The 19,259-nt window shown below is 62.4% G+C and carries 25 protein-coding genes; 9 read left to right on the top strand and 16 right to left on the bottom strand.

The genetic code is table 11. The features are described 5' to 3' along the window. The first annotated feature begins 13 nt into the window (after positions 1 to 13). Entirely contained in the window at positions 14 to 676 is a 663-nt protein-coding gene (locus tag V8Z65_RS16065; RefSeq protein ID WP_338721160.1) for a TlpA disulfide reductase family protein, read from the top strand. A 143-nt stretch (positions 677 to 819) separates the two neighbouring features. On the opposite strand, the gene V8Z65_RS16060 is transcribed toward V8Z65_RS16065, so the two are convergent. The 6 genes from V8Z65_RS16060 to V8Z65_RS16035 all read right to left on the bottom strand — a co-directional run bounded on the left by V8Z65_RS16060 (position 820) and on the right by V8Z65_RS16035 (position 3,787). Next, positions 820 to 1,029 (bottom strand): hypothetical protein, encoded by a 210-nt coding sequence (locus tag V8Z65_RS16060; RefSeq protein WP_338721159.1) that lies wholly within the window; start codon positions 1,027 to 1,029, stop codon positions 820 to 822. Positions 1,030 to 1,039: 10 nt separating this feature from the next. After that, positions 1,040 to 1,231: a putative motility protein gene (locus tag V8Z65_RS16055; protein WP_338721158.1), complete on the bottom strand. Its 192-nt coding sequence runs from the start codon at positions 1,229 to 1,231 to the stop codon at positions 1,040 to 1,042. An 86-nt stretch (positions 1,232 to 1,317) separates the two neighbouring features. Next, positions 1,318 to 1,920 carry a rhomboid family intramembrane serine protease gene (locus V8Z65_RS16050; protein WP_338721157.1) on the bottom strand — a complete coding sequence of 201 codons (603 nt, stop codon included), beginning with the start codon at positions 1,918 to 1,920 and terminating at the stop codon, positions 1,318 to 1,320. Positions 1,921 to 2,040: 120 nt separating this feature from the next. Further along, positions 2,041 to 2,634 (bottom strand): cob(I)yrinic acid a,c-diamide adenosyltransferase, encoded by a 594-nt coding sequence (locus tag V8Z65_RS16045; RefSeq protein ID WP_338721156.1) that lies wholly within the window; start codon positions 2,632 to 2,634, stop codon positions 2,041 to 2,043. Positions 2,635 to 2,652: 18 nt separating this feature from the next. Further along, the gene (locus tag V8Z65_RS16040; RefSeq protein WP_338721155.1) at positions 2,653 to 2,865 is read right to left on the bottom strand and encodes a twin transmembrane helix small protein; all 213 of its coding nucleotides are present in this window, start codon (positions 2,863 to 2,865) and stop codon (positions 2,653 to 2,655) included. A gap of 7 nt (positions 2,866 to 2,872) precedes the next feature. Beyond that, on the bottom strand, positions 2,873 to 3,787 hold the full coding sequence (locus V8Z65_RS16035; RefSeq protein ID WP_338721154.1) for a LysR family transcriptional regulator: 915 nt from the start codon (positions 3,785 to 3,787) through the stop codon (positions 2,873 to 2,875). Positions 3,788 to 3,875: 88 nt separating this feature from the next. Here V8Z65_RS16035 and V8Z65_RS16030 point away from each other — a divergent pair, with 88 nt between their 5' ends. Together V8Z65_RS16030 and V8Z65_RS16025 are read left to right on the top strand one after the other, a co-directional pair. Continuing rightward, positions 3,876 to 4,835, top strand: a complete 960-nt coding sequence (locus V8Z65_RS16030) for an NAD-dependent epimerase/dehydratase family protein (RefSeq protein ID WP_338721153.1) — start codon at positions 3,876 to 3,878, stop codon at positions 4,833 to 4,835. Continuing rightward, positions 4,835 to 5,221 (top strand): DUF4260 domain-containing protein, encoded by a 387-nt coding sequence (locus tag V8Z65_RS16025; RefSeq protein WP_338721152.1) that lies wholly within the window; start codon positions 4,835 to 4,837, stop codon positions 5,219 to 5,221. The genes V8Z65_RS16030 and V8Z65_RS16025 overlap by 1 nt, the downstream gene beginning before the upstream one ends. Positions 5,222 to 5,322: 101 nt before the next feature. On the opposite strand, the gene gluQRS is transcribed toward V8Z65_RS16025, so the two are convergent. Next, positions 5,323 to 6,195 carry a tRNA glutamyl-Q(34) synthetase GluQRS gene (gene gluQRS / locus V8Z65_RS16020; protein ID WP_338721151.1) on the bottom strand — a complete coding sequence of 291 codons (873 nt, stop codon included), beginning with the start codon at positions 6,193 to 6,195 and terminating at the stop codon, positions 5,323 to 5,325. 21 nt (positions 6,196 to 6,216) lie between these two features. On the opposite strand from gluQRS, the gene V8Z65_RS16015 reads away from it, so the two are divergent. From V8Z65_RS16015 to V8Z65_RS16005, 3 genes are all read left to right on the top strand, one after another. Beyond that, on the top strand, positions 6,217 to 6,891 hold the full coding sequence (locus V8Z65_RS16015; RefSeq protein ID WP_338721150.1) for a DNA-3-methyladenine glycosylase 2 family protein: 675 nt from the start codon (positions 6,217 to 6,219) through the stop codon (positions 6,889 to 6,891). Further along, positions 6,888 to 7,547 (top strand): prolyl oligopeptidase family serine peptidase, encoded by a 660-nt coding sequence (locus V8Z65_RS16010; protein WP_338721148.1) that lies wholly within the window; start codon positions 6,888 to 6,890, stop codon positions 7,545 to 7,547. Before V8Z65_RS16015 ends, V8Z65_RS16010 begins: the two co-directional genes overlap by 4 nt. Before the next feature lie 89 nt (positions 7,548 to 7,636). Further along, positions 7,637 to 8,194, top strand: coding sequence for an HNH endonuclease (locus V8Z65_RS16005; RefSeq protein WP_338721147.1), 558 nt, complete (start codon positions 7,637 to 7,639; stop codon positions 8,192 to 8,194). Positions 8,195 to 8,239: 45 nt separating this feature from the next. Here V8Z65_RS16005 and V8Z65_RS16000 read toward each other — a convergent pair whose 3' ends face one another. Together V8Z65_RS16000 and V8Z65_RS15995 are read right to left on the bottom strand one after the other, a co-directional pair. Beyond that, the gene (locus V8Z65_RS16000; RefSeq protein WP_338721146.1) at positions 8,240 to 8,740 is read right to left on the bottom strand and encodes a disulfide bond formation protein B; all 501 of its coding nucleotides are present in this window, start codon (positions 8,738 to 8,740) and stop codon (positions 8,240 to 8,242) included. 80 nt (positions 8,741 to 8,820) lie between these two features. Then, complete coding sequence (locus tag V8Z65_RS15995; RefSeq protein ID WP_338721145.1) at positions 8,821 to 9,651, bottom strand: DUF72 domain-containing protein; 831 nt, start codon at positions 9,649 to 9,651, stop codon at positions 8,821 to 8,823. A gap of 154 nt (positions 9,652 to 9,805) precedes the next feature. On the opposite strand from V8Z65_RS15995, the gene V8Z65_RS15990 reads away from it, so the two are divergent. Then, on the top strand, positions 9,806 to 10,618 hold the full coding sequence (locus V8Z65_RS15990) for a thermonuclease family protein (RefSeq protein ID WP_338721144.1): 813 nt from the start codon (positions 9,806 to 9,808) through the stop codon (positions 10,616 to 10,618). An 8-nt stretch (positions 10,619 to 10,626) separates the two neighbouring features. After that, positions 10,627 to 12,093, top strand: coding sequence for a M48 family metalloprotease (locus V8Z65_RS15985; protein ID WP_338721143.1), 1,467 nt, complete (start codon positions 10,627 to 10,629; stop codon positions 12,091 to 12,093). A 6-nt stretch (positions 12,094 to 12,099) separates the two neighbouring features. Here V8Z65_RS15985 and V8Z65_RS15980 read toward each other — a convergent pair whose 3' ends face one another. From V8Z65_RS15980 to V8Z65_RS15955, 6 genes are all read right to left on the bottom strand, one after another. After that, positions 12,100 to 12,297, bottom strand: coding sequence for a Flp family type IVb pilin (locus V8Z65_RS15980; protein ID WP_338721142.1), 198 nt, complete (start codon positions 12,295 to 12,297; stop codon positions 12,100 to 12,102). A 37-nt stretch (positions 12,298 to 12,334) separates the two neighbouring features. Continuing rightward, positions 12,335 to 12,742, bottom strand: a complete 408-nt coding sequence (gene mutT, locus V8Z65_RS15975) for an 8-oxo-dGTP diphosphatase MutT (protein WP_338721141.1) — start codon at positions 12,740 to 12,742, stop codon at positions 12,335 to 12,337. Next, entirely contained in the window at positions 12,739 to 13,488 is a 750-nt protein-coding gene (locus V8Z65_RS15970; protein ID WP_338721140.1) for a GNAT family N-acetyltransferase, read from the bottom strand. Before V8Z65_RS15970 ends, mutT begins: the two co-directional genes overlap by 4 nt. 1 nt (position 13,489) lies before the next feature. Continuing rightward, entirely contained in the window at positions 13,490 to 14,725 is a 1,236-nt protein-coding gene (gene argJ / locus V8Z65_RS15965) for a bifunctional glutamate N-acetyltransferase/amino-acid acetyltransferase ArgJ (protein WP_338721139.1), read from the bottom strand. 188 nt (positions 14,726 to 14,913) lie between these two features. Then, on the bottom strand, positions 14,914 to 16,905 hold the full coding sequence (locus V8Z65_RS15960; RefSeq protein WP_338721138.1) for a BCCT family transporter: 1,992 nt from the start codon (positions 16,903 to 16,905) through the stop codon (positions 14,914 to 14,916). Between the two features lie 96 nt (positions 16,906 to 17,001). Next, a complete protein-coding gene (locus tag V8Z65_RS15955) occupies positions 17,002 to 17,232 on the bottom strand; it encodes a hypothetical protein (protein ID WP_338721137.1) in 231 nt (76 codons plus the stop codon). A 98-nt stretch (positions 17,233 to 17,330) separates the two neighbouring features. Here V8Z65_RS15955 and V8Z65_RS15950 point away from each other — a divergent pair, with 98 nt between their 5' ends. Next, the gene (locus V8Z65_RS15950) at positions 17,331 to 17,954 is read left to right on the top strand and encodes a TetR/AcrR family transcriptional regulator (RefSeq protein ID WP_338721136.1); all 624 of its coding nucleotides are present in this window, start codon (positions 17,331 to 17,333) and stop codon (positions 17,952 to 17,954) included. A gap of 48 nt (positions 17,955 to 18,002) precedes the next feature. Here V8Z65_RS15950 and V8Z65_RS15945 read toward each other — a convergent pair whose 3' ends face one another. Continuing rightward, positions 18,003 to 18,944 (bottom strand): peptidylprolyl isomerase, encoded by a 942-nt coding sequence (locus V8Z65_RS15945; protein ID WP_338721135.1) that lies wholly within the window; start codon positions 18,942 to 18,944, stop codon positions 18,003 to 18,005. Between the last annotated feature and the right edge of the window lie 315 nt (positions 18,945 to 19,259).

Raw genomic sequence — 19,259 nt, 5'->3', positions numbered from 1 at the left:
CGACGGAGACACCATGGAAAATACCCGCTCAAAAGGCCCCCGATCCGTAGTTTCCTGGGCACTGCCCGTGGCGGTGGGGGTGGTCGTTGTTGCTGGGTCTATAGCGGCATGGCTGATGCTGGGCAATGCCGGGAGCGCCAATGAATGCCCGGTGCAGCGGGCCCAGGCGCAGATCGTGGACGCCGCCGCGGTGGGCCAACTGGCTGCATTGAACGGCACCGGTGAGGGCCGCGGCTATGCCGATATGGCGTTCAAGGACGCTTCGGGCGCTCAGATGAGCATTGCCGACTTTGCCGGCAAAGCGCTGCTGGTCAATTTCTGGGCGAGCTGGTGTGTGCCCTGCCGCGAAGAAATGCCGGCGCTCGACGCCATTGCGGGCGAATACAATTCGGACATGTTCATGGTCTTGCCGATCAATCTCGATATTGGAGAGAGCGGGTTGGGCAAGGCGCAGGACTTTCTTGACGAGGGGCAGTTCGAAAACCTGCCGCTTTATGCCGACAACACCTTTGCCGCTTTTGAGCGATTGAAGCGTGAAGCGGTGGCCATCGGCCTGCCGGCAACGCTGCTGCTTGATCCGGAGGGGTGCGAGCTGGCGGTGCTGCAAGGGCCGGCCGAATGGCACAGCGAGGACGGCAAGGCGGTGATCGAGGCGCTGATCGGGCTCAGGGGTTAGGCTGTTCCGTCAGGAAGCACCCCCATCCGCACTGCCGTCCTCGGGCCTGACCTGAGAACCTCGAACGCGAGCACCCTACATGGCTTGACCGGCCCTTGGGTCAAGCCCGAGGGCGGCACAGTGGGCGTATAGGTACCAAGAACCTAAATCAGCAAATCCACTTCCGCCCCGTTGAGCGGCGTGTCGCTCGGCCCGGTGGTGGGCACGGGGGAGGCGGCATTTTCGGCCTGGGCCCGCATCATTTCGGCGCGCAGGCGCGCGACTTCGAGCAGGTGGCCCGATTGCGGCACGGCCTTTTCGTGGACCATGCGATTGATCATCACCGAAGGGGAAATGCCGATGCCATTGCTCATGACATGCGCCTCAGGCCTGCTTGTCGACCTTGAGGCCCTGTCCCGGCGGGGGAGCGGCCGGGGCGTCAAGAGCGGTCTGCATGAGGGCATTGAGCAGATTGGCTTCCATCTCATGGGCCTTTTTGAACACGGCAATCTGCACCGAATTCTGCGTCAGCGCCGTCTGTGCGGTCAGCAGATTGGTGGAAAGATCGGTGTTCACGGGCGCAGGTCCTGATGGTGAGCGTCCGCATAGACTAGTTAAGCCGAGTTAACGCTTCTTTGCCCGACGCGGTTAATTTGTGCCGATCAGCGCCCGCCAAAGAGCGGCACCTTGCGGCGCTTGAACAGCGGGGTCAGGGCCATGCCGGCAGCAAAGCCGCCCAGATGGGCCCACCAGGCCACTGGTTCGTCCGAGCCGATGACGACATAAAAGAGCTGGGTGGCGATCCAGAAGCCGAGCATCCAGAAGGCCGGTACGGGCAGGGGGATGAGCCAGACAATGCGGGCCAGAACGAAAACCCGGGCATGGGGATAGAGCAGGATATAGGCGCCCATGACGCCGGCCACGGCGCCCGAAGCGCCAATCAAGGGGCCATTGCTCTCGAGATTGAACAGAAGATGGGCCAGGGCCGCCAGCACCGCGCAGGCGAGATAGAAGACCAGATATTTGATATGCCCGAAGGCGTCCTCGATATTGTCGCCAAAGACCCACAAAAACAGCATGTTGGAGAGCAGGTGCAGCCAATCGGCATGGAGGAAGGCATAGGTGAAAAGGTTCGCCCAGTCGGGCAGCCAGGGCAGGGGCTGGGGATAGAGATCGCGCACGACGATCGGGATCATGCCGAAATCGATGGTGGCCTGATCGAAGGCCGCCTGTGGCAGCACTGACTGGATCAGGAATACCACCATGGTGATCCCCATCAACCCATAGGTGACGAAGGGGAAATCGACGTGGCGGATGGGATTGGTGTCGTGCAGGGGCAGGAACAGGGCCGGTCTCCTTGGCAGCGCTGACCGGCCGGAGGTGGCTCAGCCCTTGTTGAGGTCACCATAATTACCCGGCACCCACAAGACGTCGCTGGCGCCATTGTCATTGGCGACGCGGCCGAGAACGAAAAGCAGGTCGGAAAGACGATTGAGATAGCGCAGGGTTTCCAGGTTCGTGTCTGGTTCGGCCGCGATCAGGGCGGCGACAAGACGCTCGGCGCGGCGGGTGACAGTGCGGGCCAGATGCAGGGCGACGGCCAGAGAGGTGCCGCCGGGCAGGATGAAGCTGGTGAGCGGAGCGAGATCGGCATTGAAGCGGTCGATCTGCTGCTCGAGCCAAAGGGTCTGGACCGGCCGGATGCGCAGGCTGGGCTGGTCGGTCCCGGGCAGATCGGCACCAGGCGTGGCCAGATCGGAGCCGACATCGAAAAGATCGTTCTGGATACGCGCAAGGGCCGCGTCGATGCGGGGCCTGGCAGTGGAGGCGAGCCGCGCCTGGCCGATAAAGGCATTGGCCTCTTCAACCGTGCCATAGGCCTCTATGCGCAAATCGTGCTTGGGGCGGCGCGGGCCGCGCACCAGGCCCGTCGAGCCGCTATCGCCGGTGCGGGTGTAGATGGTGTTGAGCTTGACCAAAGCGTCCCCCGGATTGGTTCAGTTGCCACCACCACCGCCGCCGCCGCCGAAGAAGAACAGGGCGCCCATAAGCAGCAGCAGGGCCACGGCCTGGCCGATGACGCGCAGGCGCATCAGGCGCTGGCTGGTATTGCCCGGCCCGCCCTTGAGCATGTTCCAAAGGCCCAGGCCGAGCACGATGACCACAAAGAGCAGAGCCAGGGCGATGGCGATATTGAGAAGGGTTTGCATAATAGCCTTAACGTGAAAGCGGCGAAGTTGGATCGCCCTTGATATAGGCGGTGAGGCCCTCCGCCACAGCATCATAGATGGCACGAATTTTGTGCGAGGTGAACAATTCCCTGTGCGTAGTCAGCCAGATCGGCAGGGGCGGGATGGCGACATCGACGGGCAATATGACCAGGCCCCTGGTTTGGCGGACGAGGTTGAGCTGGGCAAAGCCTATGCCCAGACCAGCTTTGAGCAATTCCCAAAGATGGGGCTGATCGTCCGAGCGCAATGGAAAATTGTCCCGCGTGACATCGAAACCGAGCGCGCGGGCGTGGCGGATGATTGCGTCGGAGCGATCAAAGCCAATAATGTCATGGTCCCAAAGTTCGTTGAGCGTGGTCGGCGTGCCGCGCCGGGCCAGATAGCTTTGATGGGCAACCGCGACGAGCGGTATATCGCCCAGATGCCTGGTGACCAATTCGAGCTGGGTGGGACGGAACATGCGTACGGCAATGTCGGCCTCACGCATCAACAGGTTTTCCGCCGAATCGGTGGGCACCGATTCAATGGCGATGCGCGGATGCATCCGGCGGATGCCGGCCAGAATATCGGGCAGCACATAATTGGAGATCATGGTGCTGGCCGTCAGGCGCACCGTGCCGCCGCTGTCATCCTGGGCACCGGCGGCCAGAATGGCAGCCTCAGCAAGGGCGCCCCTGGCGCGATCGACCGATGCGTAAAGCCGCAAGGCGGTGGCATTGGGCTTGAGCCCGCTCAATTGCCGCTCAAACAGCGAGAGGCCGAGCTGGGCTTCCAGGGCCTCGATATGGCGGCCGATCGTGGGTTGGCTGAGGCCGAGATGGCGCGCAGCAGCCGAGAGCGAGCCCTCGGCAATCACGGCGGCGAAGCTGCGCCACAGGGACCAATCGGGCTCAATATTCATTTTTGAATGTCTGATTTAGGTTTTTGCGCAATCGCTATTCGTTAGCGTAGCGCGCATCTTGAACTCCAGCAAGAGCAAGGAGCACATGATGACCAAGGGACATGTCACAATTCTGGGCAGCAATGGCCATATCGGCCATGCGGCCATGATCGCCTTCCGCGATGCGGGTTGGGCCGTTGCCGGCCTCGGGCGCGTTAATCGCAAGCCGGTCGAGGGCACGCAATTCATTGCTGGCGATGCCAGCGACATCAAGGTGGTGCGCCAGGCGATTGCCGGGGCCGACGTCGTCGTTCAGGCGCTGCATCTGCGCTATGATCAATGGGGTGAGGGCCGCGCCGAAGCGCAGCTTCAGGTGGTGCTCAATGCCATGGCCGGCACCGGCAAGACGCTACTGTTTCCCGGGACGATCTATAATTATCGCGCCTCGGACCGGACTATCGCGCCGGGCCTGCGCCAGAGTGGCGAAAAGCCGCGTGGGGAAATCCGCATCCGGCTCGAACAGATGTTGCGGCAGGCGGCGGAGAATAACGGCTTTCAGGTGGTTATCCTGAGGGCCGGGGACTTTTTCGGGCCGGGCAATCGCGACGAATGGTTCGATGCAGCCATGCTGATGGATCATGGCAAGGGGCGGCTCTATCATCTGGGCGCGCTCGATATGCGCCATAGCTGGGCCTATCTGCCTGACTTAGCCCGCGCCTTTGCGGTGCTGGCCGAAAGGCGCGATACGATGAAGGCCTTCGAGAATTTCCACTTTGCCGGCCATTGGGTGAGCCATGGGCAGATCATGGTGGCCATTCAGTCGGGGCTGGGCCAGAAGCTCAAGGTCTCGCCCCTGCAATGGTGGGCCTTGCGAGCCGTGGGGCTGGTCAATCCGGTTATGCGCGACATCTATCGCATGCGCTATTTGTGGCAGAATGAAATGGAACTGGTCGATCCGCGTCTCGATGCCCTGTTGGGGCCGGACTTTGGCACGCCCTTCGAAACGGCGGTGACCGAGACCGTGCGCGAATTGGTGGCGGCCAGGACGGCCAAGAGGAGCGCGGCGTGATGACGGAAAAGACCCTGAAAGACGTGATCTTGTGGCAGCGGGTCGAGGGTGCGCTGGTTTTTGCAGCGGCATTGGCGCTCTACTGGCCGCTGGCGCCGGCCATGCCCTGGTGGTTGGCTCTGCTGCTATTCTTTGCTCCGGATCTCAGCTTTACCGCCTATAGTCTGGGGCCGCGCATTGGGGCCCGGATTTATAATCTGGTGCATGTCTATGCCTTTGGCGCGGTGCTGCTGGCGCTCGGCGGATTGGTGAACGCACCCCTTATGGCCGCGCTGGGAGCCCTCTGGCTGGCCCATTCCGGTTTCGACCGGATGATGGGTTATGGCCTCAAGGCGGAAACCAGCTTCCAGGACACACATCTGGGGCGGATCGGGAAGCGGACATAAAGGAAAGCGTGCGAAGTGGTGTCCCCTCGCCCCTCAGGGGAGAGTTAGGGTGAGGGGTGCAGCCATATGGGGAATACAGGTTCTGGACCCCTCATCCGGCCCTATCGGGCCACCTTCTCCCGTGAGGGGAGAAGGGACACCGCCCGCTGCACGTCTTCCGGGGTCCAGCCTTGCGCCCGCAAGTCCCGCAGGCTTTGTGAGCCCTTCGATTTGGCGAGCTTTTCGCCATTATCGGTCAGCAGCAGGCGGTGGAAATGGTAATAGGGGGTGGGCAGGCCCAGCAGCATTTGCAGCAGAACATGGATATCGGTTGCCGCTTCCAGGTCACGGCCGCGGGTGACATGGGTGATGCCTTGCGCGGCATCGTCGACAACGACGCTTAGATGATAGCTGGTCGGGGTGTCCTTGCGCTGCAGCACCGCATCACCCCAGCGCTGGGGGCGCGCGTAGCGGATTTGCGGGCGGTCGAGAATGGTCGGACCGATCACCGAAAAGGTCAGCAGGCCGGTGCGCTCTATGGCCGCTTCGGTATCGAGGCGAAACTGGACCGGGTCGCCGCGTTCGAGCCTTTCGATGCGCTCAGCATTGGAGAGATGTCGGCAGGTGCCGGGATAAAGGGGGGCGCCATCGGGATCGGTAGCATTGGCCTTGTCGGCAATGTCGCTGCGTGAGCAGAAACAGGGATAGAGCAAATCCATGTCGCGCAGGCGGTTGGCGGCCCCGGCATAGATGTCGAAGCGATGGGACTGGTAGACAACCGGTTCGGGCCAGCTCAGGCCAAGCCAGGCAAGGTCTTCAAAAATCGCCTGGGTAAATTCGGGTTTACAGCGGGCGATGTCGATGTCTTCGATGCGCAGCAAGGCTGTGCCGCCCAGTTTTTGCGCGGCATCCCAGGTGGCCAGCGCCGAAAGGGCATGGCCCAGATGCAGATAGCCATTGGGGCTGGGAGCGAAGCGGAGAAGCGGCTTGGACATGAGCACAGGAATATCGCGGTTTTGACGGGCAATACCATTCTATCGCAGGCAACGACACCACGCATCGACACGCCCGAGGGCGTGGCCTGGCATTTGGAGGCGTTGATCAGCTTTGCTCCGCATCTGGCACCGATGCTGCAGAGTGTCGGAACCGTGCTGCCGCGGGTCAATCCAAAAGGCTTTGCCGGTATGGCCAAGGTGATTTGCGGGCAGCAGCTATCGGTGGCCAGCGCGGCTGCGATCTGGGGGCGCTATGAGGCGCTTGACGGGGGGCTGGAGCCGGAGACCTATCTGACGCTGAGCGAAGAAGAGGTCAGGGCCACCGGTTTTTCCCGCGGCAAGTTCCTGGCCCTGCGCGCGGTTGCCGAGGCGATTGCGGCAGGCGAACTTGATCTGGGTCACATCGATGGCCTGCCGGCCGAAGAGGCCATTGCCCGGTTGGTGGCACTCAAGGGTATCGGGCCCTGGACGGCCGAGGTGTACCTGCTGTTTTGTGCCGGGCATCCCGATATTTTCCCGGCCGGCGACCTGGCCCTGCTCAAGGCGGCCCATCACGGGCTTGGACTTGACGCCCGTCCGAGCATCAAGGAAATGATCGACATCGCGCGGGACTTCTCGCCGCACCGCTCGGCGGCGGCGCTGTTGTTCTGGCGCTATTTCGCGGCGCTCAAGAACAGGGATTCCAGCCTTTTATGACCAAACTTTCCGGCCCCATGCTTGCCCCTGCCAATGGCGGGGCACCCGATAGCGCCGTGGTTTTGCTGCATGGCTATGGCAGCGATGGCAATGACCTGATCGGGCTGGCGCCGCATTGGCAGAGGCTTTTACCCGGAGCGCTGTTCGTTTCCCCCAATGCGCCAGAGCCATTGGGTATGGGCGGCTACCAATGGTTTGCCATCGATTGGGCCGGCGACCGGCTGGCCAGCCGGCAGACCGGCGTGGTTTCGGCGCGGCCGGTTGTGGTGGAATTTCTCAACGATCTGTGGGCGCAGACCGGGATTGTGCCGGAGCGGACAATCCTGGCCGGTTTCAGCCAGGGCGCGATGATGGCGCTGCATGTCGGTACGTCTTTGCCTCAAGAACAGACCTTGATGGGCGTGATCGGATTTTCGGGCGCTTTCCTGCCGCCCGATGGATTTGGCGGCGTCGAGCTTGCAACACCGCCGATTTGCCTAGTGCATGGCGACATGGATGACGTTGTCGATCCCAATCTGAGCGCCGAGGCCGATTCGGCACTGCGCGAGGCAGGCTTTGACGTCCGCTATCATGTCAGCCGCGGGGTGGGGCATGGCATTGCCCCGGACGGGCTGGCTTTTGCCACCGCCTTCATCGAGACATTGGCCAAAAAATAAGCTTGCCGTGCCCGCTTCACACGCCCGACACAAAGGGCTTAGTATAAGAGGGCTATGGACTTACGCGATTCCCGCTTCGGGAGACTCAAGTGACTATCCATGTGTCGCCTGAGGCTTGTCCCGCCCTCGTACTGAACGCCGACTTTCGGCCGCTCAGCTATTATCCACTGTCATTGTGGTCCTGGCAGGATGCCATCAAGGCGGTGTGCCTGGACCGGGTGAACATCGTTTCCCACTACGATACGGTCATCCACTCGCCCAGCTTCGAAATGCGGCTGCCGAGCGTCGTGTCGCTGCGCGACTATATCAAGCCGGCGCGGCATCCGGCCTTCACGCGCTTCAATGTGTTCCTGCGCGACCGCTTCCAGTGCCAATATTGCGGCTCGACGCATGACCTGACCTTTGATCACGTCATTCCGCGTTCCAAGGGCGGATTGACGACATGGGAGAATGTCGTGGCGGCTTGCGCGCCTTGCAACCTCAGGAAAGCCAATCGGCTGCCCAGCGAGATCAAGATGTTCCCGCATCAGGCGCCCTATGCGCCGACCGTGCATGACCTGCACAATAATGGCCGGTCCTTCCCGCCCAACCATCTGCACCAGAGCTGGCTCGACTATCTCTATTGGGATATCGAACTGGAGCCTTGATCGCTCAGGCGCTGTCCGTGGAATCTGGCCGCGGCGCGCCTTGAGCTAGGTGCGCCCACGCCGCGCCTGAAACAGCATCGCGGCCAGCAGCAGCACGACAATAGCGGCCGAAATCAAGGCATTGTAGCCAGCCAGGGAAATCCCCAGAAAGCGGAATTGGACGACGTCGCAGCCGATGACGGGCTGCAGGTCGTTGAGCATGTCCATGGACAGCTCATTGCCCACGCCGGTGCAGGCGGTGGGGCCGGGCCAGAAGCCCCATTCGACGCCGGCATGGAAGCCGCCGAGCCAGGCGCCCCAGGCAAAGAGCGCGGCGACAATGGCAATGGCGATATACCAGACCGTGAGTGGCAGGCCGTTCCACAGGATCAGCGCCAGGGCCAGCAGCGGCAGGCCCCAATAATAGGGCAGGCGCTGTTCGAGGCAGAGCTCGCAGGGCTGCAATCCGCCGATGAATTGCGAACCCAATGCGCCCAATATGGTGGCGAGGCCCAGAATGAAGGCGAACCCGGCGGCGATCTTGTCGAGGGGGCGCGTGGTGCTCATGAAAAATCCTGGTATGACGCTATGCGACTAGGCCAATAGTGCGCAAATCCGGCCTTGGCCAGAGCTATACGCGCTCGTGATCAATCACCGGGCAGGGTGATGCCAAGAGCCCGGCGCAAGGCGATGGCATTGGCCGGAGCATGCAATTTATCCTCATGCACGAAATAGGCATAGACATCCCGGCCCGCATCGCGCCATTGGCCCATCGTCTCTGCCCACTCGTCGATGTCGGCCTGGCCATAGCCGTTCGCGTCTAGCCGGGCCGGGCCCTGCAGCCGGCAATAGGCGAAATCTGCCGTTAGCTCGCGGGCCGGATTCTCTGCGGTATCGGCAATGACCCGGGCAATGTTATATTTGGCCAAAAGGTCATTGGCCTCGGGGGCGTCAAAGCTTTGGTGCCGTGGCTCGATGGCATGGCGGATGGTGCCGATCTCGGTCGCGTCGAGGAACGGTTCGGCTTTGGTGCTGTCGGCCTGCCTGGCAAGCGCCAGGTAGGCCTCGGACGTTCTGGGCAGCAGTTCGAGAAAAGCGGCGAAACTTTCCCTGTCAAAGGCCAGGTTCGGCGGCAATTGCCAGACAAAGGGGCCGAGCCGATTGCCTAGCGCCAGGGGACCGGAGGCGAAAAAATTAGCCAGGGGTTCGGCGCAGTTCTTCAACCGCTTGATATGGGTCACCAATTGCGGGCCCTTGACCGAGAACTGGAAACCCTCAGGGGTTTCGCCGGCCCAGCGGGCGAAGCTGGCCGGCTTTTGATTGGCGCGGAAGGTGGCGTTGATCTCGATGCTGGTCAGGCGGCTGGCGGCATAGGCGAGCTCGTTCTTCTGCACGAGGCCCTTGGGAAAGAAGGTGCCACGCCATGGTGCAAAGACCCAACCTGCCGTGCCCGTTCTGATCGTGCCTTTTGTGTCCATGGAGTCCTCCAGCGGGGTTGAGCTTGGCGTTCGACGAACAGATTGGCAATGGGGCACACCAAAGCGGGGCCAGTATGAGGCCTTGCGGCGGCAGTAATCTTTTTTTGCCGTATTTGGGTGCATGGTGAATGAACAGTTTCAAGGGGCCTTCTGCTTGCGCCGCACCACATTTGCATCTTTTGCCACCGTCATGCTGGCGGGATTGGGCCCAGCTCAGGCGCAGGCTTGCGAGGCCCTGCGCATGGTACCGGCCGGTCAGGTGGTCAAGGTGACCGATGGCGATACGGTGGTGCTCGATTCGGGGCTGGTGGTGCGGCTGATCGGCACCCAGGCGCCAAAACTGCCTTTGGGTCGCGAGGGATTTCCCACCTGGCCGCTGGCGCCGGAGGCCAAATCGGCGCTCGAAGCGCTGGTGCTGCATAAATCGGTGCAGCTGGGCTATGGCGGCGAGGAAGTGGATCGGTATGACCGCGCTTTGGCACATCTGTTTGTGTCCGATGGCAACGAGGACCTGGTCTGGGCACAATTGCATATGGTGCAAACCGGACTGGCGCGGGTCTATTCCTTCCCGGACAACCGGCAATGCCTCGATCAACTCTTTGCGGGCGAGGCCCAGGCCCGCGCCGAGCGGCTTGGAATCTGGGCCGATCCCTATTACAGGGTGCGAGCGGCGGAACGACCGGCCGAACTGGCAGGGCTGGCGGGCAGTTATGAATTGGTCGAGGGCCGGGTGCTGCTGGCTGACCGGAGCGGCTCGCGGGTCTACCTCAATTTCGGCCGGATCTGGAAGGAAGACTTCACCGTGGTTTTGGAAGCCCCGGCGCTTCGGCTTTTCGCCCAGGACGGGTTGGATCCGCTGACGCTGGACGGGGCGCTGATCCGCGTGCGCGGGTGGGTGGACAAACGGGATGGTCCACGCATCGAGGTCACCCATCCCGAGCAGATCGAGGTTCTGGCGAGGCAATGACCGCGCAAATGGGTAGCAAATTCTGGCGGTTGGGGGTTCTGGCGGTCGGCCTTGTGGCGCTGACGGCCTGTTCGTCGCTGGTCGGTTCTGGCATCAATGTGGCGCGCACGGGGGATAATCCCGCGCCCACAGTGGTGCCGGAGGGCACCGATCCAGACGATTCGGTTGTGGGGTTGCGCGAGCATCCACGCATCGTCGCCGCCTATGGCGGTGTCTATGAGGACCGTCAGGCCGAGATCATGGTGGCCCGCATTGTGGGCCGGCTCCTGGCGGCGGCTAATCAGCCCAATGCGCAATTCCAGGTCACTATTCTGGATACATCCGAGGTCAATGCCTTCGCGCTGCCCGGCGGCTATATTTATGTGACGCGCGGCATTCTGGCGCTGGCCTCCGATACCAGCGAATTGGCGGCGGTGCTGGCGCATGAGATTGCCCATGTCACCCTGCGCCATGCCCGGGCCCGGACCGACCGCACACGCCAGACGCGGATTGTCGATCGCGTGATCACCGGAATTTTCGGCGGCGATACATCGGCCGATGCCACCGCCAACCGTACCCGCGAACAGCTTGCCGCCTTCAGCCAGAACCAGGAGCTGGACGCCGACAAGGAAGGCATCAAATTTTCCGGCAAGGCCGGATATGACCCACAGGCGGCGGCCCGCTTTCTGGGGGTCATGAGCCGGTTTGCCGCCTTCTCGGCGGGTGCAGCCAGCGGCAGCGACGGGTTCCTGTCATCGCATCCCTCGACCCCGGCGCGTATCGAAACGGCCATGAGCACGGCGCGGTCCATGTTCGGGGCGACCAGTGCGGGCGAATCGGATCGCGAGGCCTATCTCTCGGCCATTTCCGGCCTCAGCTTCGGGGACAGTCCGGCGCAGGGCTCGATTGTGGGGCAGCGCTTCATCCATCCGGCCAATAAATTCACCTTCACCGTGCCGCATGGCTATACGCTGCAGACCTCGCAAAGCGCGGTGGTCGGGGTGGCCGGCGATGGCGAGGCGGTGCGTTTCGACAGTGCCCAGGTCCAGCCCAGCATGTCGCTGACCGATTATCTCAAATCGGGGTGGATTGCCGGGCTCAAGACCGACACGGTGCAGGCCAGCCAGCACAATGGCATCGAGATGGCCTCGGGGTTGGCGCAGACCGATCAATGGTTCTTCCGCGTGGCGGTGATGCGGCTCGATGGCGAGGTCTATCGCTTCATCTTTGCCGCCAAGAGCGACAGTCAGCGGTTCTCGCAGGGCGCGCAGGCGACATTGGAAAGCTTCCGGCGCACCAATGCCACCGATCTCTCGCAGATCCGGCGGCTGGCCATCAAGCTGGTGAAGGCCCGGCCCGGCGATAATGCCGACCGGCTGGCCCAGCAAATGGCCAATATCGCCGGCGCGCGGGAGCTGTTCTATATTCTCAACAATCTTTACCCGGGCGATCCGCTGGTGCCGGGGCAGGATTACAAGATCGTGGCGCGGCCCTAGACGCGCTCAGTAGCTGCCGATCTTGTTGGAGGCCGATTTCAGGGTGTCGGCAGCCTGGGTATTGAACAATTCGCCGACCGCATTGCCGAAAACGGTAAAGGTGGCGAGCAGCGCCACACCGATCAATGTGCCGATCAGCGCATATTCTATGGCCGTGGTTCCGGTTTGATCGGCGAGAAAGCGCCGCATGATCTGCCTTGGCATCTCTGCTCCCTGCTTGCGGCCTTCTGGCCGCGCCCGGTTAGAGAAGATCGCAAAGAGCTGCGATCAAGGGTTCGTCAGCCGGTGGCATGGGGTAGTCGCGCAAAGCCTGCGGGCGCACCCATTTGAGGGCCTGGTGCTCGTGGGTCTGCGGCGTTCCCTGCCATTTCCGGCAGACGTAAAGTGGCATTAACAGGTGAATGTTTTCGTAAGCGTGGCTTACGAAGGATAGCGGAGCCAGGCACGCCTGCTTGGTCTCGATCCCCAGCTCTTCCTTGAGCTCACGGATCAGCGCGGCTTCCGGCGTCTCATCGGGCTCAACCTTGCCGCCGGGAAATTCCCATAGGCCCGCCATGGCCTTGCCCTCGGGACGCTGGGCAATGAGCACCCGCCGGTCAGCATCGACAAGGGCGCAGGCGACCACGAGCAGCAGGGGTTTGTCGGTCACTTGGGTGCTCCGGGAATGCGGTATGAGTAGTCGTATTGATGGCTATAGCCGAGGGATTGGTAGAGCGCCTTGCCGGCGGGGTTGTCAGCCTGGACGTTGAGGGCGGCGATGGTGGCGCCCTTGTCGCGGGCCCAGGCCAGGCCAGTGCGCATCATGGCAGTGCCCAGGCCCTGGCGGCGTCGCGTCGGGTCGGTAATGACATTTCCGGCGATGACAATGCCGTTGGAAATGGCCATCAGGCCCGCGGCGGCCGCCTCGCCATCGCGATGGACGACGATGCCGCAGGCGGGCACCGCCATGACCGCCAGCAGGGCGCGCATGCGCACCAGCATGGCGTCATCATGGCCTTGCAGCTTTTGCTGGGCCGCTAGAAATTCGGGGTCGAGCAGGGATAATGACCTACCCTCAGCATCCGGCTCATGGGCGCCGAGTTCCATGGCGTAGAGGTGGGACTTGTCGATCTCGACCCAGCCGGCCTGATCGAGCGCCTGGTTGAGGGCGGGCGCCGAAAGCGGGGTGATACGGAAGACCGGCTTGGCGCCATTGACGATCAGCCAGGAGCTGGCGCTGATGATCCTGAGATCGACATCGGCATCGTCGGCCGGGTCGAAGCATTGGGCCGAATTGGCGCGTTTGGTATAGCCGCCGGAGGCGCGGCGCACCCAATTGCCATCCCACTGGACGGTGATGCCTGGCCAGGCCTCGAGACCGGCCCGTTCGAAAGTTTCAACCGATGGGAGCGTCACGTCAGCTCCGATAGTCGCCGTTGATGGTGATGTAGCCATGGGTGAGATCGCAGGTATAGACGGTCGCTGCGCCGTCCCCCAGGCCCAGGGATACGGTCAATTCCAGTTCCTCGCCCTTCATATAAGCGCTGGTGGCGGCCTCGTCATAACCCTCGGCGCGTTCGCCGTTGCGGGCCACCACCAGATCGCCGAAGCGGATGGCGAGCCTGTCACGATCGGCCGGTTCGCCCGCCTTGCCCACGGCCATGACGACACGCCCCCAATTGGCGTCTTCGCCGGCAATGGCGGTTTTGACCAATGGAGAATCGGCAATGGCCTTGGCGATGCGGAAGGCGCTTTGGTCCGAGACGGCGCCTTCGACATGGACTGAAACCTGTTTGGTCGCGCCCTCGCCGTCGCGGACCACGTGAATGGCCAGTTCGAACAGCACGTCGGACAAGGCTTGCCCAAAGATTTCGGCACGCGGATCATCGAGGCTCAGGATCGGCTCGAGCGCGGCCTTGCCGGTGGCGAAGGCGAGCAGGGTGTCGGAGGTGGAGGTGTCGCTGTCGACGGTGATGGAATTGAAACTGGTCTGGTTGTGTTTGGCCAGCAGGAACTGGAGCACGTCAGCTGCGATGGGCATGTCGGTAACGACGAAGCTGAGCATAGTTGCCATGTCCGGGGCGATCATGCCCGAGCCCTTGGCAATGCCATTGATCTTGACCTCGACCCCGTCGATGTCGAGCACGGCGCCCGAGAGCTTGGGATAGGTGTCGGTGGTCATGATGGCTTTGGCGGGGTCAATCCAGGGCGTGGCACCCAGGCGGGTGGCGGTCTCGTCCAGCACACCGGTAAATTTGCCGGCATCGAGCGGTTCGCCGATGACCCCGGTGGAGGCCAGGAAAATTTCATCGGTGGAGCAGCCCAATGCCTTGGCGGCGATCTCGGCAGTCTGCTGCACGGCGTCCTTGCCCTTGACCCCGGTAAAGGCATTGGCATTGCCCGAATTGACCACGAGACCCCGGGCCTTGCCGCCAGGCAGGTTAGCGCGGCACCAGTCGACGGCGGCCGAGGAGCATTTGGAGCGGGTGAGGACGCCCGCCGCCACCGTGCCTTCGTCAAAGGCCATGAGCAGCACGTCGGTGCGGTTCTTATATTTGATGCCAGCCTCGGCCGTGGCGAAGCGCACCCCCTCGATGGCCGGCAGATCCGGATAGGATTTCGGAGCGAGCGGGGAAACCGGATGGGCAGCCATGGACAGAACCTTGCGCGGGCAAATCAAACTGATGCAGACGGGTGTGCCTCAAAGCTGTGGTGGGTGCAAGCTTCGACCCGTGCCGCAGGTCGGAAGGCTCCGGTGGAGCCTTTCGAGGGCAGAAGGCCATGAGAGCTAGGCTCGAATGGCGGTAACCCATGCTGCGGGTCCCAGTGTCCCAATGCCCGTTACGTCCCGCTGGGGTGCTCGGGCGCAGCATGCAGGATTTGCGACTCGGTGGAATGGGTCAGGTGCAGGTAGCGTTCGAACTGCACCAGGATATCGGCGATGATCTGATCGCGATGCATGCCCATAATGTCGTAGCCGCGGCCGCCGCTGGAGAAATAGGTGCGGGCCTCATAGCGCAGGTCGGGCTTGCCGCCCCCTAGGGGTGCCAGAATGGGCATGGGCTGGCTGGCCAGCGCCACCCCATAGACGAAGTCGCGCACCCCTTCGGCGGGGGCCCTGAGGGCGATGCCGCCGCCCTCTTCTTCCATCACCTCGGCCGGGCGGCCACGCTGGGACAGTTCCTGGGCCACCTGGGCGAGGGCGGGGCGGGCCTCCTTTTCGAGGAATTGGGTGACATCGCGCTCACCGGGGGCCCGCAGCATGAGGCCGAGGCGCCGCTGCCAGGTGACGCCGGAAGCCGGTTGGGCCGGGGCAAAGGCGGGGGTGGCATGAGCTTCCTGTTGGGCAAGGTCGGCGCGCATGCCGACAAAGAGCGACCAGACCAGGGCCAGCATGACGAAGGTGAAGGGCAGGGCGCTGGCTATGGTGGCCGATTGCAGGGCACCAAGGCCCCCGGCCAGGAGCAGGCCCGAGGCGACGACGCCTTCGAGGACGCACCAGAAGACGCGCTGGCCGGTGGTGGTGGCCGTCTCCCCGCCCGCTGCGATGGAATCCACAACCAGTGAACCGGAGTCGGACGAGGTGATAAAAAAGATCGCCACCAGAAGAATGGCCAGGGTCGAGGTTACGGCGGGGAAGGGGAGATATTGGAAGAACTGGAACAGGCCCACCGATACGTCATTGGCAATGGCAGTGCCCAATGCGCCCGCAGCCACGCCGGTATCGATGAAAATGCCGGTATTGCCGAAAACGGTCATCCAGAAAAAGGTGAAGCCGGCGGGGATGAACAAAACGGCGGTGACGAATTCGCGCACTGTGCGGCCGCGGGAAATACGGGCGATGAACATGCCCACAAAAGGCGACCAGGAAATCCACCAGGCCCAGTAGAACAGGGTCCAGGCATCGATCCAGGGGGTGGGCTCATAGGCGTAGATGTTGAAGGTGCGCAGCACCAGCCTGTCGAGATAGAGCCCGAGATTTTGCACAAAATCGCGAAAGAGGCTGGCGGTTGGCCCCACAAAGAGCACGAAGAACATGAGCAGGATAGCCACGACCAGATTGGTCTCGGAGAGAATGCGCACGCCCTTGTCGAGCCCGGTGACCACTGAAACAGTCGCAAGGGCCGTGATCACGGCGATCAGCGGCAATTGCACCATGGGCGTGATCGGGACGCCCAGCAGATAGTTCAATCCGGCATTGATCTGGGAGACGCCGAGGCCGAGCGAGGTGGCAATGCCGAACATGGTGCCGACAATGGCGAAGATGTCGACGGCATGGCCGATGGGTCCGTTGATCCGCTCCTTGAGCAGCGGATAGAGGCCCGAACGAATGGTCAAGGGCAGATTGTAGCGATAGCCGAAATAGGCCAGCGACAACCCGACCACGGCATAAATGGCCCAGGCATGAATGCCCCAATGGAAGAAGGTGACGCTCATGGCTTCGCGCATGGCCTCGACGGTGCGCGGCTCGGCGGTCGGCGGGGCCATGAAATGGGTCATGGGTTCGCCCACCGCATAGAACATCAAGCCAATGCCCATGCCGGCGGCAAAGAGCATGGCGATCCACGAGGTGAATTTGAAATCGGGGGTGGAATCGTCAGGGCCCAGCTTGAGCCGCCCATAGCGCCCGAGGCAAAGCAGCAGCACGGCAATGAGGAATATGCCGACGGCGAGCAGGTAGAGCCAGCCGAAGCTGGTGAGAATGCCCGACTGCAAAGCGCCGAAAAAGGTGCCGGCGCTATTGGGAAAAACCACGCCAATGGCGAGGAAAATGGCAATGATGACCACCGATCCGAAAAAGACCGGCGGATTGATGACGAAGCTTTTGAACATAATGCCCCCCGAAAATGACCTCAGGGACCGGCAAGTTAGCCGGGCCCCGAAAGTTTGAATGGGTGGGGGCGCAGATGGTTCCGCTGCTTCCGGCCTTCAGGCGGCCAGTTTCTTTTTTCCGGCGATAAAGGCGCCGAAGCGGGAGGTGATGAAGGGGACGATGAAAAAGACAATGGTGGTGGCCATGAGCGGCACAATGATGAAGCTGCGCTGCCAGAATTCCCAACCGGGGGTCAGGACACTGACCAGCGTGGCATAGACAACCACGATGGGATAGACGGCAAAGCTCATCAGAAACGCCATACGGGCACGGGAGGCAAATGGCATGGAAGGCTCCAATCGAAACGGTACGTTCCGTTATATATCGAAACGAGCCGTTTCGTTCAAGTCTTTTCTTTGGAGTGGTTTTGGCCCATATTGAGGCCATGGACACGAGCATTGAAGACACAGAGGACGGCGCCCGCCGCTCAATCGGTGCGCGGCGCAATCCGGCCAGCCAGGAAGCCATTCTCGATGCGGCGCAGGCCGTGCTGCAGGAGAGCGGCATAGGCGGCTTTTCCATCGAGGCAGTGGCGCGGCGGGCGCGTGCGGGCAAGCCCACCATCTATCGCTGGTGGCCCAACCGCACCGCATTGATGCTGGACGTCTATAAGCGCTTCAAGAATACGCGCGGCTTTCCCGATACCGGCACTCTGCGCGGCGATCTCGTTGCGCTGCTCGAAAACCATCTCCTGGGCTTCTGGAAAGACAGCCTTTGCGGCCTGGTCTATCGGGCGATCATCGCGGAGGCCCAAAGCGATCCGGACGCTGCGGCCGTGCTCTTTGCCTATCAAGCGGAACGCAAGAAGGCCACGGCGGTGATTGTGGACCGGGCCAAGGCGCGCGGCGAAGTGGGGGCGGAGGTCGATGGCGAGCTGATCGTTGACATGATCGTTTCGTTCGCCTGGCACCAATTGTTGATCGGCCGGGTCGATGAGGCCATGAAGGTCATCGATGGGGTGGTCGACGGGGTGCTGATGGGCTGCGCTGGCTATAAGGGGGCCAAATAAAAAGCCACCCGATTAAAACCGGGTGGCGCGGAATTTGCCGGGCGCAGATTACTGCTGCGCCGCTTCGCCTTCGGCGGCCGCATTTTCTGCGGCTTCCTGGGCATCGAACTTGGCCTTGAGCTCGGAGTCCTGGATATTGACCTCGACGCCGGCCATCAGCTCATCGACCTTTTCGGTGAAGATGCGCATCAAAAGCTGGTTCTGAATTTGCGGGGCCACCTGTTCAAAGGCGGGCGGGGCGGACTGGCGCTTTTCTTCCAGCTTGATGATGTGCCAACCGAACTGGGACTGCACCGGATCGGAAATGGCGCCCTGTTCCAGGGCGAAGGCGGCTTCCTCGAAGGGCCTGACCATCATGCCGCGGCCGAAAAAGCCCAGATCGCCGCCATTGGCCGCGCCCGGATCGATGGAATGTTCACGGGCGAGGCTGGCAAAATCGGCGCCGCCATCGAGCTCTGCCTTGAGCGTATTGGCCTCTTCCTCAGTTTCCACCAGAATGTGGCTGGCGCGCACTTCTTCGGTCGGCTGGAAGCCCTGGACAAAGGTGTCATATTCGGCGCGGATGGCATCCTCGGTGACGGCACCGGCAATGGCCTCGGCGAAATAGGCGCGCCTGAGGGCGCGCTCCTCAAGATATTCGCGGCGCTGGGCGAAGATTTCGGTCTGGTCCATGCCGGCCTTGCGGGCGGCGGCGGACATCACCTTCATGTCAATCAGGATGCGAACGAGGAAAGCGCGGCGCTCCTCGGGCGGCATCTGCGCCAGGTCCTGGGCCATGTCTTCGGCGGCAAAGGCCAGATCGCCCTCGGTAATGGTCTCCTCGCCAATAGTGGCGACCACAGTGGAGGGATCGACGGGAGCCGGTTCGGTGGCGGCGGGTTCAGCGGGCTGGCCGGCGGCGTCTTGGGCAAAGGCACTAAGAGCGGGAGCGGCGGCCAGCAGGACAGCGAGGCTGGCGGCGCGCAGGAGGCGCTGGGTCGAATGGGACATGGCGATAAACGTGTCTCCTTGGCGGGCCTTTTTTGAAGGCAAGGCCGGCGTGATCAGAATTTTCCGGCATCCCGCTCGCATGGCAAGGGGGCCAAAATGTGCCCGGCAGTGCGGCGCTCACTCAAGTGTCATTGCAAGCGCGGTTTGCTCGCCTGGCCGCTGGGGTGGGGAAGGTGTGGCCCATTTCCGATACGTTGACAAGCCTGACACCCACTCTTACATCTCAGCCGCTTTTTCATTGAACGTGGGACCGCCCATGGGCCCAAAAGCCCGGCGGGAACCATGCAATTATCCGCAAGCGGGAACCGCAAGGAG

The organism is Devosia sp. XK-2 (assembly GCF_037113415.1).
Classification (GTDB): Bacteria; Pseudomonadota; Alphaproteobacteria; order Rhizobiales; family Devosiaceae; genus Devosia.
This window is presented reverse-complemented; position numbering and strand designations above follow the sequence as displayed.

Coding starts and splice junctions, on each gene's coding strand:
- V8Z65_RS16065 (WP_338721160.1), top strand. CDS start 14: ATGGAAAATACCCGCTCAAAAGGCCCCCGATCCGTAGTTTCCTGGGCA.
- V8Z65_RS16060 (WP_338721159.1), bottom strand. CDS start 1,029: ATGAGCAATGGCATCGGCATTTCCCCTTCGGTGATGATCAATCGCATG.
- V8Z65_RS16050 (WP_338721157.1), bottom strand. CDS start 1,920: ATGGTGGTATTCCTGATCCAGTCAGTGCTGCCACAGGCGGCCTTCGAT.
- V8Z65_RS16040 (WP_338721155.1), bottom strand. CDS start 2,865: ATGCAAACCCTTCTCAATATCGCCATCGCCCTGGCTCTGCTCTTTGTG.
- V8Z65_RS16035 (WP_338721154.1), bottom strand. CDS start 3,787: ATGAATATTGAGCCCGATTGGTCCCTGTGGCGCAGCTTCGCCGCCGTG.
- V8Z65_RS16030 (WP_338721153.1), top strand. CDS start 3,876: ATGACCAAGGGACATGTCACAATTCTGGGCAGCAATGGCCATATCGGC.
- V8Z65_RS16025 (WP_338721152.1), top strand. CDS start 4,835: ATGACGGAAAAGACCCTGAAAGACGTGATCTTGTGGCAGCGGGTCGAG.
- gluQRS (WP_338721151.1), bottom strand. CDS start 6,195: ATGTCCAAGCCGCTTCTCCGCTTCGCTCCCAGCCCCAATGGCTATCTG.
- V8Z65_RS16010 (WP_338721148.1), top strand. CDS start 6,888: ATGACCAAACTTTCCGGCCCCATGCTTGCCCCTGCCAATGGCGGGGCA.
- V8Z65_RS16000 (WP_338721146.1), bottom strand. CDS start 8,740: ATGAGCACCACGCGCCCCCTCGACAAGATCGCCGCCGGGTTCGCCTTC.
- V8Z65_RS15995 (WP_338721145.1), bottom strand. CDS start 9,651: ATGGACACAAAAGGCACGATCAGAACGGGCACGGCAGGTTGGGTCTTT.
- V8Z65_RS15985 (WP_338721143.1), top strand. CDS start 10,627: ATGGGTAGCAAATTCTGGCGGTTGGGGGTTCTGGCGGTCGGCCTTGTG.
- V8Z65_RS15980 (WP_338721142.1), bottom strand. CDS start 12,297: ATGCCAAGGCAGATCATGCGGCGCTTTCTCGCCGATCAAACCGGAACC.
- argJ (WP_338721139.1), bottom strand. CDS start 14,725: ATGGCTGCCCATCCGGTTTCCCCGCTCGCTCCGAAATCCTATCCGGAT.
- V8Z65_RS15960 (WP_338721138.1), bottom strand. CDS start 16,905: ATGTTCAAAAGCTTCGTCATCAATCCGCCGGTCTTTTTCGGATCGGTG.
- V8Z65_RS15955 (WP_338721137.1), bottom strand. CDS start 17,232: ATGCCATTTGCCTCCCGTGCCCGTATGGCGTTTCTGATGAGCTTTGCC.
- V8Z65_RS15950 (WP_338721136.1), top strand. CDS start 17,331: ATGGACACGAGCATTGAAGACACAGAGGACGGCGCCCGCCGCTCAATC.
- V8Z65_RS15945 (WP_338721135.1), bottom strand. CDS start 18,944: ATGTCCCATTCGACCCAGCGCCTCCTGCGCGCCGCCAGCCTCGCTGTC.